This window comes from Microbacterium sp. (genome assembly GCF_031179285.1).
In the GTDB taxonomy this organism is placed as follows: domain Bacteria; phylum Actinomycetota; class Actinomycetes; order Actinomycetales; family Microbacteriaceae; genus Microbacterium.
Genome location: NZ_JAPSHY010000021.1, coordinates 17,061 through 29,552 on the forward strand (window position 1 = coordinate 17,061; position 12,492 = coordinate 29,552).

The 12,492-nt window shown below is 69.6% G+C and carries 13 protein-coding genes; 7 read left to right on the forward strand and 6 right to left on the reverse strand.

Annotation, left to right across the window (positions count from 1 at the left end; genetic code table 11):
- Positions 1-137 precede the first annotated feature (137 nt).
- The 3 genes from RIN18_RS12880 (at position 138) to RIN18_RS12890 (ending at position 2,090) form a co-directional block, all read left to right on the forward strand.
- A complete protein-coding gene (locus RIN18_RS12880) occupies positions 138-1,109 on the forward strand; it encodes a LacI family DNA-binding transcriptional regulator (protein WP_309104382.1) in 972 nt (323 codons plus the stop codon).
- An 83-nt stretch (positions 1,110-1,192) separates the two neighbouring features.
- Positions 1,193-1,438, forward strand: a complete 246-nt coding sequence (locus tag RIN18_RS12885; protein ID WP_309104383.1) for a hypothetical protein — start codon at positions 1,193-1,195, stop codon at positions 1,436-1,438.
- Between the two features lie 34 nt (positions 1,439-1,472).
- Positions 1,473-2,090: a cyclodeaminase/cyclohydrolase family protein gene (locus RIN18_RS12890; RefSeq protein ID WP_309104384.1), complete on the forward strand. Its 618-nt coding sequence runs from the start codon at positions 1,473-1,475 to the stop codon at positions 2,088-2,090.
- 276 nt (positions 2,091-2,366) lie between these two features.
- On the opposite strand, the gene RIN18_RS12900 is transcribed toward RIN18_RS12890, so the two are convergent.
- The gene (locus RIN18_RS12900) at positions 2,367-3,191 is read right to left on the reverse strand and encodes a shikimate 5-dehydrogenase (RefSeq protein WP_309104385.1); all 825 of its coding nucleotides are present in this window, start codon (positions 3,189-3,191) and stop codon (positions 2,367-2,369) included.
- Between the two features lie 657 nt (positions 3,192-3,848).
- On the opposite strand from RIN18_RS12900, the gene RIN18_RS12905 reads away from it, so the two are divergent.
- Positions 3,849-4,055, forward strand: a complete 207-nt coding sequence (locus tag RIN18_RS12905; RefSeq protein ID WP_046014597.1) for a cold-shock protein — start codon at positions 3,849-3,851, stop codon at positions 4,053-4,055.
- A 126-nt stretch (positions 4,056-4,181) separates the two neighbouring features.
- Here RIN18_RS12905 and RIN18_RS12910 read toward each other — a convergent pair whose 3' ends face one another.
- The 3 genes from RIN18_RS12910 to RIN18_RS12920 are packed head-to-tail and all read right to left on the reverse strand — an operon-like array spanning position 4,182 to position 6,447.
- The gene (locus RIN18_RS12910; protein WP_309104386.1) at positions 4,182-4,847 is read right to left on the reverse strand and encodes an HAD hydrolase-like protein; all 666 of its coding nucleotides are present in this window, start codon (positions 4,845-4,847) and stop codon (positions 4,182-4,184) included.
- 31 nt (positions 4,848-4,878) lie between these two features.
- On the reverse strand, positions 4,879-5,574 hold the full coding sequence (nucS, locus tag RIN18_RS12915) for an endonuclease NucS (protein WP_309104387.1): 696 nt from the start codon (positions 5,572-5,574) through the stop codon (positions 4,879-4,881).
- Positions 5,575-5,592: 18 nt separating this feature from the next.
- The gene (locus RIN18_RS12920; RefSeq protein ID WP_309104388.1) at positions 5,593-6,447 is read right to left on the reverse strand and encodes a GAP family protein; all 855 of its coding nucleotides are present in this window, start codon (positions 6,445-6,447) and stop codon (positions 5,593-5,595) included.
- A 109-nt stretch (positions 6,448-6,556) separates the two neighbouring features.
- Here RIN18_RS12920 and RIN18_RS12925 point away from each other — a divergent pair, with 109 nt between their 5' ends.
- Positions 6,557-7,756: a histidine kinase gene (locus tag RIN18_RS12925; protein WP_309104389.1), complete on the forward strand. Its 1,200-nt coding sequence runs from the start codon at positions 6,557-6,559 to the stop codon at positions 7,754-7,756.
- Positions 7,753-8,409 carry a response regulator transcription factor gene (locus tag RIN18_RS12930; protein ID WP_309104390.1) on the forward strand — a complete coding sequence of 219 codons (657 nt, stop codon included), beginning with the start codon at positions 7,753-7,755 and terminating at the stop codon, positions 8,407-8,409. Before RIN18_RS12925 ends, RIN18_RS12930 begins: the two co-directional genes overlap by 4 nt.
- Positions 8,410-8,421: 12 nt before the next feature.
- Here RIN18_RS12930 and RIN18_RS12935 read toward each other — a convergent pair whose 3' ends face one another.
- On the reverse strand, positions 8,422-9,657 hold the full coding sequence (locus RIN18_RS12935) for an MFS transporter (protein WP_309104391.1): 1,236 nt from the start codon (positions 9,655-9,657) through the stop codon (positions 8,422-8,424).
- 59 nt (positions 9,658-9,716) lie between these two features.
- On the opposite strand from RIN18_RS12935, the gene RIN18_RS12940 reads away from it, so the two are divergent.
- The gene (locus tag RIN18_RS12940; protein ID WP_309104392.1) at positions 9,717-10,817 is read left to right on the forward strand and encodes a LacI family DNA-binding transcriptional regulator; all 1,101 of its coding nucleotides are present in this window, start codon (positions 9,717-9,719) and stop codon (positions 10,815-10,817) included.
- A gap of 13 nt (positions 10,818-10,830) precedes the next feature.
- Here the strand turns inward: RIN18_RS12940 and RIN18_RS12945 are convergent, their stop codons facing one another.
- Positions 10,831-12,330, reverse strand: a complete 1,500-nt coding sequence (locus RIN18_RS12945; protein WP_309104393.1) for a hypothetical protein — start codon at positions 12,328-12,330, stop codon at positions 10,831-10,833.
- Positions 12,331-12,492 lie beyond the last annotated feature (162 nt).

The window sequence follows — 12,492 nt, forward strand, 5'->3', positions numbered from 1 at the left end:
CGTGCTGCACGTCGCTCCGCGAACGGTGATCGGCGATGATCGTCATGTAAACGATGATGTATCAGTTGTACAAACTTGTCAAGACGTTTCACACTGGGATGCACGATCATAGAGACAGGGCGAGGCGGAAGGCGAACGTGGCAGCGACACTGACGGACGTGGCACGGCGGGCTGGCGTGTCCATCGCGACCGCGTCACGAGCGTTCGGCGAACCAGATCGGCTTGCGGGCGGAACGCTCGAGCGCGTGCTGCAGGCGGCCGTCGACCTCGGCTATTCGAATCCGCAGACCAGCGTCGCGACCCGCACGCTCGGCGTGATCGTCCCCGACATCGCCAACCCGGTCTACGCGAAGCTGCTCAAGGCCATCCAGGGTCAGGCATGGCACGGCCGCCACCGCATCGTGCTGTTCGACGCCGATGAGGATCTTCGGCGCGAGCGCGAGCAGATGGAACAGGCACGCAAGCTCGACGGCATCCTGCTGTGCTCACCGCGGCTGCCTGACGCCGACGTGCTCGCGCTCGTCGGGGGCACCGCGCACGTCGTCGTGAACCGTCAGATCGATGGGGCGCCCTGCGTGGTGATGGACACCGAACACGGGCCGACTCAGGCCGTCGAGCACCTCGTCGCCCTGGGGCACCGGCACATCGCCTATGCGTCAGGGCCGCGGGGCTCGTGGGCGGACGCCCGCCGGTTCGACACGATCTCGCGGGGGTGCGAACGCCACGGCATCCAGCTCACGCGTCTCAGCCACCAGGCCGCGTCCATTCAGGGCGGGCGCGCCGCCGCGGCGCTCGCCGCAGCCAGCGATGCCACGGCCGTCGTCGCCTACAACGACCTGGTCGCGCTGGGACTCGAGGCCGGGATGTCGGAACTCGGTCGTCAATGCCCCGCCGACATCAGCATCGTGGGAATCGACGACATCGACCTCGCCGGCGCCGTCACCCCGGGTCTGACGACGGTCCGGATGCCGATCGAACGATGCGGCACGCTCGCCGTCGACCTCCTTCTCCAGGCCATCTCCGGGATCGCGATCGGCCCGCTCGCCACGCTCGACTCGCAGCTGATCGTGCGTGCCTCCACCGCCGCACCGGCCGTCTCGGCGAGTTAGCCGCACCACCCGCTTCTGTCAACGGTCCTGCCTTCGAGCGGCATCCGGCCCAGTCTGGGTGTTCCCGATGAGAGGAGCACGCGATGTCGAACCCCGAGGCTTTCGCCAGTGGCGAGGATCCGGCGCTGCCGGAAGAGGAAGACCTGGTCGAATCCGGTGAGGACCCGACCGACGGAACCTTCCCGACCGACGTCGAGCAGCCGGAATCGCAGGGCAACGACCCCCTCGACGCCGAGATCGGAGAGGACGGAGAGGGCGACCTCGCCCCCGAGGACGACGGCGGCCACAGCGGCGACGCCCCGCGAGACCTCCGGGACGGCACCGAGTGACCCGGGCGGTCTCGCGCCGGGACGGCACGGCCGAATGACCGAGGCTCCGTCCGTTCCGACGTCGACTCCGCTGGACGGATGGCTCGCCCGCCTCGCGCAGCCCGGTGGTGACCCGGGCGGCGGGGCCGCGTCTGGCGTGATCCTCGGCCTTTCCGCCGCACTGCTGCGTATGGTCGCCGAGTACACCGACGACCCGCGAGCAACCCAGGCGGCTGGGAGGCTCGCGCGCTGCCGCCAGGAGGCACTGGATGCCGCCGAGGCCGACGGCGCCCACTCGGCCGCGTTCGGCGCCGCCCTCGCCCTGCCCGCCGACGATCCGCAGCGCGAAACGCGCGTGAGGGATGCCGCGATCGATGCCGCCCGGTCATCGGCGGCCCTCGGTGCGGTCGGGCTCGGGCTGCTGGAGGAGCTGAGATCGATCGAGGGCTTCGCGAACCCGCACCTGGGTGCCGATCTGGCCATCGCCGCGGAGACCCTCAGCACGGGGATCGCCGGCGCGTCGATCAACCTACGGGCGAACCTGCAGATCGCGCGAAAGCACGATGCTGATCCCTCGGTGATCAGCGACCTCGAGGACGACGCCGGACGCCTCGCCGACGCACGGTCCGAAGCGGCCGCCATCGCCTCCGACGTGTCGGCCCGCTTCGACTGACGATCACCGGGGTGGGCGCCGGCGCGACGCCCACCCGACGACCGTTATGCCGCCTCGGGGTGCAGCACCACCTTGATGCAGGCATCCTCCTTCTGCTGGAAGGTGCTGTAGAGCCCCGGCGCATCGTCGAGCGGCGCATGGTGCGTGGTGAGATCCATGACGCCCAGCGAGTCATCGATCGTCTTGTCGTGCGGCCACTCTCACCGGCGTGCCGAGCATCCCGCAGCGGGTCGACACATCGTGATCACTCGCCAGGGGTGCGCCCGACCGTGCGGGTCACACCTGGGGAGCGCGCATGAACTCCTCCGCGGCGCGCACCTGCTCCTCGTCGGGGCGGATGCCGGTGTACAGCACGAACTGCTCGAGCGCCTGCAGGGTGGCGACCTCGGCGCCGCTGATCACCGTCTTGCCCGCGGCCCGCCCGGCGGCGACGAGCGGCGTCTCGGCCGGGAGCGCCACCACATCGAAGACGACGGATGCCGCCGCGATCGCCTCCTCGGAGAACGACAGCGCGTGCTCCTCGGGACCGCCTGCCATCCCGATGGGCGTCACGTTCACGAGGATCTCGGCGGTCGCATCGCCCGGCTCCGGCATCCAACGGAAGCCGTAGAGTCCCGCCAGCGCGCGCCCCGCGGTTTCGTTCCTGGCAAGGAGCGTGACGTCGGAGAATCCGGCGTCACGGAATGCTGCGGCCGTGGCCTTCGCCATTCCGCCGGAACCGCGAAGCAGCACCGGCGACGCGGTATCCAGGCCGTTGCGCTCGATCAGTCGCGCGATGGCGGAGTAGTCGGTGTTGTAGGCCGTGAGCACGCCGTCGTCATTGACGATCGTGTTCACCGAGTCGATCGCCGTCGCCGATGGGTCCATGCGGTCGACGAGCGCGATCACGTCTTCCTTGTAGGGCATCGAGATGGCGCACCCGCGGATGCCGAGCCCTCGGACCCCGGCGATCGCCAGGGAGAGATCGGTGGGAGCGAACGCCTTGTAGATCCAGTTCAGCTCGAGCGCCTCGTAGAGGAAGTTGTGGAACCGGGTCCCGTTGTTGCTCGGCCGCGCCGACAGCGAGATGCACAGCGTCATGTCCTTGTTCAGCATGGTCACCCGACCAGGCTAGCGATCGCGCCGGCACGCGAACGTGGCGATCCGCGGATTCGGGGGAGCAGGGCGCCGGATGATCATCCGTGCTGTGCGCTCTGTCTCTCCCGAAACCTGCGATCCTCGCGGATCAGTTCCCCACCTTCAACGGTCCCGTCGTCCGGAATCAAACCGTGGACGAGACCGCCTGTCTCCCCTATGGTGAAGGTGCATGCACAAGGGGATTGATCGTCTCCGTCTCACCCCAGACGACGGTCGGCCTTCCCCAGAGGCCAGGCGATCCGTGCATGCGATTGGGCCCTCTCGAGTAGTTCAGTCCCCAATGGGCTATTCGAGGGGGCCGCTGTCGTTCATCTTCTCACTTTTTTCGCGAAATGTCCCCCAAATGGGGGACACGGTTTCCGAAATATGGTTAGGCTGTACCGGACGCACCCTCCGGTCGTCTTCGGCCCTCATCGCTCCCCCCGCGGTGAGGGCCACACAATTTTCCGGGCGACGTTCGGCCGCCGCGCATACCACGCGGTGTCGCAGGACGCGAAAACGCTCATGCAACATTTGGATCACCTTCTGACGAGAGCTATTGCCCTCAGGCACCGCTCCACTAGCGTTAGCGGTGTCGGGGCATACCTGCGTCGGCTTCTTCACCAGCAGAACAGGCAGTACATGAGCACCCAGGGCACGGTCAAGTGGTTCAACTCGGAGAAGGGCTTCGGCTTCATCTCCCCCGACGACGGCGGCGCTGACGTTTTCGCGCACTACTCCGCCATCGAATCATCCGGCTACCGGTCTCTCGATGAGAACCAGCGAGTCGAGTTCGATGTCGCGCAGGGCCCCAAGGGCCTGCAGGCTGAGAACATCCGTCCTCTCTGAGGACGAACAACACAAGAACTCCCTGACCGGAGGCGCGCTCGCCGCGACCTCCGGCGGGGAGTTCTGTGCTTCCAGCGGCTGACCTCGCGCGCTGACGTCGGTGCGTTCGTGCTGTGAGCGACCGTCTCAGGTCAGCAGCAGTGCGCGCAGCTCATCGACGGTCGCCACGCGGAAGGCCGCGTCATCGCCCTCGTGCGGCTCGCTGAATCCCCACTCCACGAAGATGACGGGCACATCGTTGGCAGCGCCGCCTGAGACGTCGTGGTGACGGTCGCCGATCAGCACGGGGCTGGAGACGTCGGCGCCGCGTTCGGCCAGGCGCCGCAGCGCCTCGACGACGATGTCGGCCTTCGAGGCCAGCGTCACTTCATCGGGGGTCGAGCCGACGGTCGCGAGGAACGCCGGCCGCAGCCCGAAGTGGTCGACGAGCGCGTCGACCTGCAACTCCGGTTTCGAGCTCGCGGTCGCCTGCGGAACCCCTGCCGCGTGCAGTTCGTGGATGAGTTCGGCAACTCCCGGGTAGGTGGCGGCATCCGTCGTGTACCCATCCGCCTTGCCGAGCGTGCGGTAGAAGGCGACGGCCTCGGACGACTGCTCCGGCGTCATCCCCGCCTGATCCTGGAACGACTGGAACATCGGTGGACCGATCCAGTGCACGAGTTCCTCCCGCGTCGGCGCCGGCCGGCCGAAATGCGTCAGCGCCACATCGAGGCGACGGAGGATGCCGACGGACGCGTCGACGATGGTGCCGTCGACGTCCCACAGCACACAGGAGAAGGGGGATCGAGGCATATGTCCAGCCTACGGCCGCGACGGCAGGGCCTCAGAACAGCCGGGGTACCCCCGACTCGATGCCCTTCATGTCGTCGTAGTCGAGGACGAGGCAGTGGATGCCGCGGTCTTCGGCCAGCACGCGCGCCTGCGGCTTGATCTCCTGTGCGGCGAACACGCCACGAACAGGGGAGAGGTGCGGGTCGCGCCCCAGGAGTTCCAGGTATCGCGTGAGCTGCTCGACGCCGTCGATGTCGCCCCGGCGCTTCACCTCGACCGCGATGGCGGCACCCGCGGCATCCCTGACCAGCAGATCCACCGGGCCGATCGCCGTCGGGAACTCACGGCGCACGAGGGTCGCCCCCTCACTGATCAGATCGACCTGCTCGGCGAGAAGGCGCTGCAGGTCGGCTTCGACGCCGTCCTTCTGAAGGCCGGGGTCGACGCCCAGTTCGTGAGTGGAGTCGTGGACGACCTCGTAGATCTGCACGCGTAGCGCGTCACCGGTCTTCTGATGGGTCACGCGCCACACCTCGGTGACGCCGGCGCTGGCTTCTTCCTCACCCGGAACCTCGCTCTGGAATCGGCAGGGCGGGCTCATCCAGTTCAGCGGCTTGTAGCTGCCGCCGTCGGAGTGCACGAGCAGACTCCCGTCGCCCTTATGCACGAGCAGGCGCGTGGCGAGCGGCAGATGGGCGTTGAGCCGACCGGAGTAGTCGACCGAGCAGCGGGCGATGACGAGACGCACCCGTCGAGCCTAACCGTCTCAGGTGCCTGCGAGGTTCGACAGCGCCTCGAACAGGCCGAGCTCGTTCGCGGCAGTGCGTGCGATGAGGAATCCGATGATCCCGATGATCCACGCGGTGTTCTCGGCGCCGGTGCGCTCCATCCATGCGGCGAATCGCTCCAGCGGACGAGCGACGAGGGGGGCGGCGACGATGCGCAGCGCGAGCAGCACCAATGCGGGGAGGATCATCAGCAGGCAGTACCCGACCAGCGCGAGGATGCGCAGGCCGACGTCGATGCCGGCATCCGCCAGCATCGTCATCGCGACGATGTAGGGCAGCATCGTGGCGACCTCGACGGCGCCGGCGGCGATCGCGACGCCCATCACCACGCCCCGCGACGTCTTCGGATCCAGCAGGCGTTCACGCCAGCGCACGATCCGCCCGGGACGCGCCGGCACTTGCTGGTCGACGCCGGTACCGTGCCCCGCCGGCGTCACCGCGTTCAGCGACGACGTCGACGCCCCGGCGGTCTCAGCCAGACCGTGAGCATTGCGCCCGGCATCCACCGGCGCCTTGGGTTTGGAGGATGGGATCGAGAACGCCGCGATGATCAGGCCCACCCCGACGAGGAGGCGCACGGTGACGCCTGCGGGGGAGCTGAGGAAGTCGCTCGCGACATCGACGAGGTTCACCAGACCCCAGAGGAAGAGCAGCCCCACGACGAGATAGAACCCGGCGATCGTCACGAGATACAGCACGATCCGCCCTCCGCGCACGCGCCCGGGACTCAGCAGCAGGAAGACAGGGATGAGCAGCGTGCCGACGCTCAGGCCGTCGACGAGGGCGAGCACGACGAGGGCGAGGGCGAGCGGCGCACCGGCGAGGATTTCCATGGTTCCACTGTGTGCGGCATCGCGCTCTGGCGGATCGGGCGAAGGTCGCGATCAGCGCCTCATCCCTTCGTCGGATGCGGATACGCGCACCGCGTGATTGCATGAGGGAATGGATGAGCACACGGCCGCGCGCCTGCGGGTCTGGTGCAGGCGGCACGCAGACGGGCTCACCGCCGCCGCCATCGCGGTGTTCTGCGTTCTTGCCGCGGCGCTGGGCTTCGACGGCGTCTGGGACGTGTTCTCGGTGATGTCCGAGCCGGTGTCGCCGTGGTGGACTCTGGTGACGGCTCTTCCGGCCACCGTGCTGGTTCTCGGCAAGCGGCGGGCGCCCATGCTCACGCTCGCTGCAGCGACCGCCCTCTTCGTCGTCGACCTCGTCACCGTCGGCGGCCTCGGTCCGCTCATCGTGCTGCTCGATGTCTTCTGGCTCGCCGTCGTGGTGGCCAGACCCCGCGTCAGGACCCGGTTGCTGCTCGCGATCGCCGTCGCCACGGCGCTGACCTTCGTCTTCGCGCTCTCCTTCGCCGATGCCACGGCAGCCATCGCCCTGCTGCTGGCGGTGCAGATGGGTGCGATGCTCGGGACCGATTACTGGTGGGCGGTGGCCGTCTCGCAGGCGAACGAGCTGACCGGGCTGCACCGGCAGCGGGCAGAGGATGCGATGCGTGCCGCCGACCGCGACCGCGACGAAGCCGTGCGGCGGGAGCGCGAGCAGATGGCGCGGGAGCTTCATGATGCGGTGGCCGGGCACGTGATGGCGATGGCCATCCGGGCGGAGGCCGCCCTCTCGACGCCGCCCGCCGAGGCGGCCGATCGCTCGGCACTGCGGGCCGTGCGCGACGCCGGGCTCGCCGCCCACGCCGAACTGCGATCGATGATCGCCGTGCTCCGTCACGGCGGCGACGAGCTGGTGCCGATGCTCCGGCTCGACGACCTCGAGCAGATCGTCGCCGACGGCAGGAGGGCGGGTCTCGATGTGAAACTTCACCGCCAGGGCGACGGCGCGGTGTCGGCGGCTGCCGAGCAGGCGATCGTGCGGGTGGTACGCGAGGCGCTGGCGAACTGCGTGCGGCACGCCGCGGGTGCCGAGGTGCAGGTGTCGGTCGTCGCGAACGGCGGTGACGAGGTTCGCGTGAGTGTCGAGTCACGCGGCGGAGAGCCGGTGGCACGGGCGCACTACGCCGGCAACGGCTGGGGCCTCAGCATGCTCACCGAGCGGGTGAGTGCCCTCGGTGGCTCGTTCTTCGCCGGACCGATCGACGGCGGCTGGTCGGTGCGGGCGGAGCTTCCCGCCGAGGTGCACGCATGATCTCGGACGCTCCCCGCGTGCTGCTCGCCGACGATCACAGCGCGATCCGCGAGGCGCTGCGCATCATGCTCGAATCCCACGGTCTCGTCGTGGTCGGTGAAGCGGCGGACGGCGACATCGCGGTGCGCAACGCCGCCGCGCTCCGGCCGGACGTCGTGCTGATGGACCTGCGGATGCCGGGGCGCGACGGCGTCTCGGCGACGAGGGAGATCGTCGAACGCGGCTACGGGGAGGTGCTCGTGCTGACGAGCTTCGACGAGGACGAACTGGTGTTCGGTGCGATTCGCGCCGGAGCCGCGGGGTTCCTGCTCAAGACGGCCGATGCGCAGTCGCTGGTGCAGGCGGTGCGCACGGTCGCCGCAGGAGAGGGAGTGCTCGATGCGCGGGTGACTCGGCGTGCGCTCGCCGCCATCTCGAACGTGCCGGCCGAACCCGCCGACGGGGGCCGGGTGGGTGAGTCGCTTCCCGGCCTCACCGCCCGGGAGCGAGAGGTGCTCGACGGCATCCTTCGGGGGTGGTCCAACGCGCAGCTCTCGCATCGTCTCGGGATCTCGGTGCCCACGGTCAAGACGCACGTCTCGAACGTGCTGGCCAAGCTCGGCGCCACCAGTCGTTCCCATGCCGCAGCTCTCGCCCGCAGGCGGGACGCCTGACGCGCCGAGCGGTCAGCGCGCCGCGGCGGCCGGCGTCTTCTCCTCTTCACGGAGGGGGCGCGCGGCGCTCGAGAAGAGACCGGACGCCACGACCAGGGCGACGAGGATGAACAGGGTGTTCAGCAGGCCGATGTGCTCGCTGATGAAGCCCAGCACCGGCGGACCGCCGAGGAACGCCACGTAACCGATGGTCGCCGCCGCGCTCACGCGGGCAGCAGCCTTCGCGGGGTCGTCCGCCGCGGCCGACATCCCCAGCGGGAAGCCGAGCGACGCGCCGACGCCCCAGAGGATCGCCCCGGCGAAGACGAGTGGCATGTTCGGCGCGAGGATGAACAGGAGGATGCCGGATGCCCCGGCGACCGCCAGCACACGCAGCACCGCCACCCGTCCGAACCGGTCGACGAGCGGCCCGCCGAAGATCCGCACCGCGGTCATCGCGACGGAGAACGCGGCGAGAGCGGCGGCGCCGAGAGCCGTCCCGCCCTCGTGGTCTTCGGCAACGCCGAGCGCCAGCCAGTCATTGGCCCCGCCCTCGGCGAATGCCATGCCGAGCATGACCACGCCGAGCGCATAGGTGCGCGGCTCACGCCACGCCGACAGGGCGATGTGCATGCGCTCCCGCCAGGGAGTCTTGTCGGCCCCGCCGACGGGGTCGAGAGCGGACTCGCTCGCCGGAACATTGATGATGCTGATGACCGCGATGACGGCGATGAGCACGGCGATCACCAGGGTGTGGGCGAAGACGTTCACGTGCAGCAGTGCCGCGAGGGCACCGAGGCCGGCGCCGATCACGGTGCCGAAGCTGAACAGTGCGTGGAAGAGGGGGAGGATCGTCTTCCCGGAGTGCCGCTCGATCGAGGTGGCCTCGACGTTCATCATCACGTCGACGCAGCCGTTGCCGAGACCGAACAGGGCGAGGCCGATGAGGACGAGCGGGAAGGATCCTGCGACGTTCGCTCCGATGCCGATGAGGGCGACGCCGGCGGCGAACGTGAACATCGACACCAGCATCCCGAGCCGCGCGCCCGTCCGCGCCATCACCGCAGGACTCGTCGAGATTCCGATGATCGACGCGATGCCGGCGCCGAGCAGCAGCATGCCCACCTGGGCCTTGTCGATGTCCAGCGCCAGCTTGATGTCGGGCACGCGCGCAGCCCAGGTCGAGATCGACAGACCGCTGGCGAGGAAGATGGCGAAGATCGCGGTCCGCCAGCGAACGAACTGCGAACGAGTGAGGGCGGTGTCCATGCCGGACAGCATATCGAATCGATTCGACCGGTTGAAACCAGAGGGCTTATCCTCGATGTATGAGCAGCGTGGACAGCACGTCCCGGCAGGCGGGTACCGAGCACCATCGCCGTGCCACGATCGCCGACGTCGCCCGGGAGGCCGGCGTCGCGACCTCGACGGCGTCGGTGGTCTTCAGCGGCAAGGCGAAGGTCGCAGCTTCCACCCGGGAGCGGGTGCTCGCCGCGGCGGCCGAGCTCGGCTACGCCGGCCCCGACCCGCGCGCGGCGTCGCTGCGGCGAGGGCGCAGTGGCATCGTCGCCGTCGTCCTCGAGGGTCATCTGCGCGCAGCATTCCTCGATCCCGTCACGACCGCGATGATGGACGGCCTGACCGACGGTCTCGCCGACCTCAGCGCCGGCATCCTGCTCATGCGTGACGAACCGGGGGAGGGCGACGGCTCGGCGCTGTCGAACGCCCCGGTCGATGCGGTCGTGCTGATCGGATGCTCCGGGCGCACGCGGTCGTCGCTCGAGGTGGTGCGGGGCAGAGGCCTGCCCGTCGTGGTGATCGAAGGTGACGCAGGAGAAGGCATCCCTCGCATCACGCTCGACAACACCGCCGCCGCTGCCGATGTCGCCCGCCACGTGCGCGATCTCGGGCATTCCGATGTCGCGCTGGTGACGCTGCCGCTGGACAGCACGCGCGAGCGGGGGCTGGTGACGGCCGACCGGATCACCACCGCCACGGTCGACGTGACCATCCACCGCCTCGCGGGCGTCCGCGAGGTCTATCCCGACGCCCCGGCCTATTCCGCCGCCGGCAGCCTGATCGACGAGGGCGTCATCGTCGGGCGGATGCTGCTGGCAGACGCCGCCACCCGACCGACCGCGGTCATCGCCCAGAGTGACCTGCTCGCCGCCGGGGTCATCCGCGCGGCGGAGGAACTCGGTCTGCGCGTGCCGGAGGACCTGTCGGTCGCCGGATTCGACGGCATCGCCGTCGATGGACTGGGCGAGCACACCCTCACCACCAGCGTGCAGCCGGCCGTCGAGAAGGGCAGGGCCGCCGGAGAGCAGGTGGCACGGATGCTGCGCGGTGAGTCCGGAATCACCCAGCACCTCACCTGCCGGTTCCGCGCAGGCAGCACGACTGCTCCGCCCCCGTTCGGCGCCCGCTGACGGCGCAACTGGTTCAGCTGCGCTGTGGTCCGAGCGGCAGTTTCGCCTCGCCGAAGTCGAGGATCTGGTAGCGCCCGCATCCGATCACCTCGTCCGGCACCGCCGACACCGGCAGCTGCCATTTCACGCTCGTCGCGTCTTCGACGAGGAACGAGACCTCAGCGACCTCGAAGTCGGCACGGTTCACCAGCCACGCATAGCCGCGCAGCTGATGGTCGACCTGCACGAGCTGACCCGGGTCGTCCAGATGCAGCTTCGGGAGCCGGACGGTCCAGAACTGCCCTGCCCCGGTGCGACCCGATGCCTCGACCCAGTCGGTGACGCAGGCGAGGTCGGCATCGGGAGCATGCGCGGCGGCAACGAGGCGAGGGATGCTGATCGCGCCGCCGGCGACGAGGACCGCCGCGCCGACCGCGGCGAGTTGCCGGGCGATGCGCGGCGGTATCGTCAGCGCGCCCGGCGCCGCGACGAGCGCGAGCACCGGGGCGAAAGCCAGTGGCTGGAGGTAGCGTGCCGCGTGGGTGCCGAGAGCGATCGCCCCGACCGCGACGAGCAAGGGGATCACCCACGCGGCGGTGGCGACGAGGCGGGTCGCCCGATTCTGCGCGCGGACGCTCCGCCACACCGCGATCACGAGCAGCGCGATCGAGAGGGTGCAACCGAGCACTCCGAGCGGCGTGGACAGGCGCAGGGCGACGAGGTCGCCGTAGTACACCAGGGACTGCGCCCATCGGGCGGGCTGCGCGTATTCGGCGCCGGTGTTCGCGATCCACGGTCCGAACGGCAGGCGCGCGATGAGACCCACCGCCGTGCCGACGAGCAGCACCGCGAGCATGACGAACAGGGGCGCGCGTCGCCGCTCGCGAACGACGAGCACGGTGAGGATCACGGCGATCGGCACCGTCGCCCACACCGCGTACAGCGGATTCGAGAGGGTGGATGCCGCGGCGATCAGGCCGAGCGCGATCAGCAGGCCGCTGTGGTGCCCGTCGCGTTCCAGCGCCCGCCGCAGCAGTCCGACGGTGGCGACCACAGCGACGACCGAGGCGGAGTAATACGTCGTCGTCAGCAGCAGAGAGGCGAGCTCCATCGCGTCGCGCGAGGCGGAGGTCTCGGTCATCGCGAGGACACCGAAGGCGCCGAGACCGACGAGCGCCCAGGCCACGGGGGCCGCTCCCGGCCGCTGGCGGCCGGCGACGAGTCGCAACGCGCCGTAGAGCGCGAGCAGGTTCACCACGGCGCTCGCCGCAAGGACTCCGTTCACGTCGGCGGGGTTCAGCAGGTCCAGCACCGCGAACATCACCGACTCCGGCAGGAAGAGCACGCTCGACATCGCCCAGTCCAGCGCATCGCCGGCGAGCACCGATCGCGTGAACAGGGCGACCACCAGCGAGTCTCCGTCGCGGAAGAGCAACTCCGAGCGAGCGGTCGACGCGACGACCGATACCGTCAGCACGGCAAGAGCCGCCGCCGCGAGCATGCCCAGCAGCTCACGCAGCCAGGTCCGTCTCATGCCGCTACTCTGCCACGGCGGGATCCGCGCGAATCGCGTGTGCCACCGACGGGCGTGGGCCGGGGCCGCGCAGGGGTCGTGCCCGGAGCGCGCTGCGCGCCCCGTAAACTGGAGGAACACCCGCCCGCCTGAGCCGCAAGGCCGACGAGCCCCGAGGGAGCC

Coding starts and splice junctions, on each gene's coding strand:
- RIN18_RS12885 (WP_309104383.1), top strand. CDS start 1,193: ATGTCGAACCCCGAGGCTTTCGCCAGTGGCGAGGATCCGGCGCTGCCG.
- RIN18_RS12925 (WP_309104389.1), top strand. CDS start 6,557: ATGGATGAGCACACGGCCGCGCGCCTGCGGGTCTGGTGCAGGCGGCAC.
- RIN18_RS12905 (WP_046014597.1), top strand. CDS start 3,849: ATGAGCACCCAGGGCACGGTCAAGTGGTTCAACTCGGAGAAGGGCTTC.
- RIN18_RS12945 (WP_309104393.1), bottom strand. CDS start 12,330: ATGAGACGGACCTGGCTGCGTGAGCTGCTGGGCATGCTCGCGGCGGCG.
- RIN18_RS12930 (WP_309104390.1), top strand. CDS start 7,753: ATGATCTCGGACGCTCCCCGCGTGCTGCTCGCCGACGATCACAGCGCG.
- RIN18_RS12920 (WP_309104388.1), bottom strand. CDS start 6,447: ATGGAAATCCTCGCCGGTGCGCCGCTCGCCCTCGCCCTCGTCGTGCTC.
- RIN18_RS12935 (WP_309104391.1), bottom strand. CDS start 9,657: ATGGACACCGCCCTCACTCGTTCGCAGTTCGTTCGCTGGCGGACCGCG.
- RIN18_RS12890 (WP_309104384.1), top strand. CDS start 1,473: ATGACCGAGGCTCCGTCCGTTCCGACGTCGACTCCGCTGGACGGATGG.
- RIN18_RS12940 (WP_309104392.1), top strand. CDS start 9,717: ATGAGCAGCGTGGACAGCACGTCCCGGCAGGCGGGTACCGAGCACCAT.
- RIN18_RS12910 (WP_309104386.1), bottom strand. CDS start 4,847: ATGCCTCGATCCCCCTTCTCCTGTGTGCTGTGGGACGTCGACGGCACC.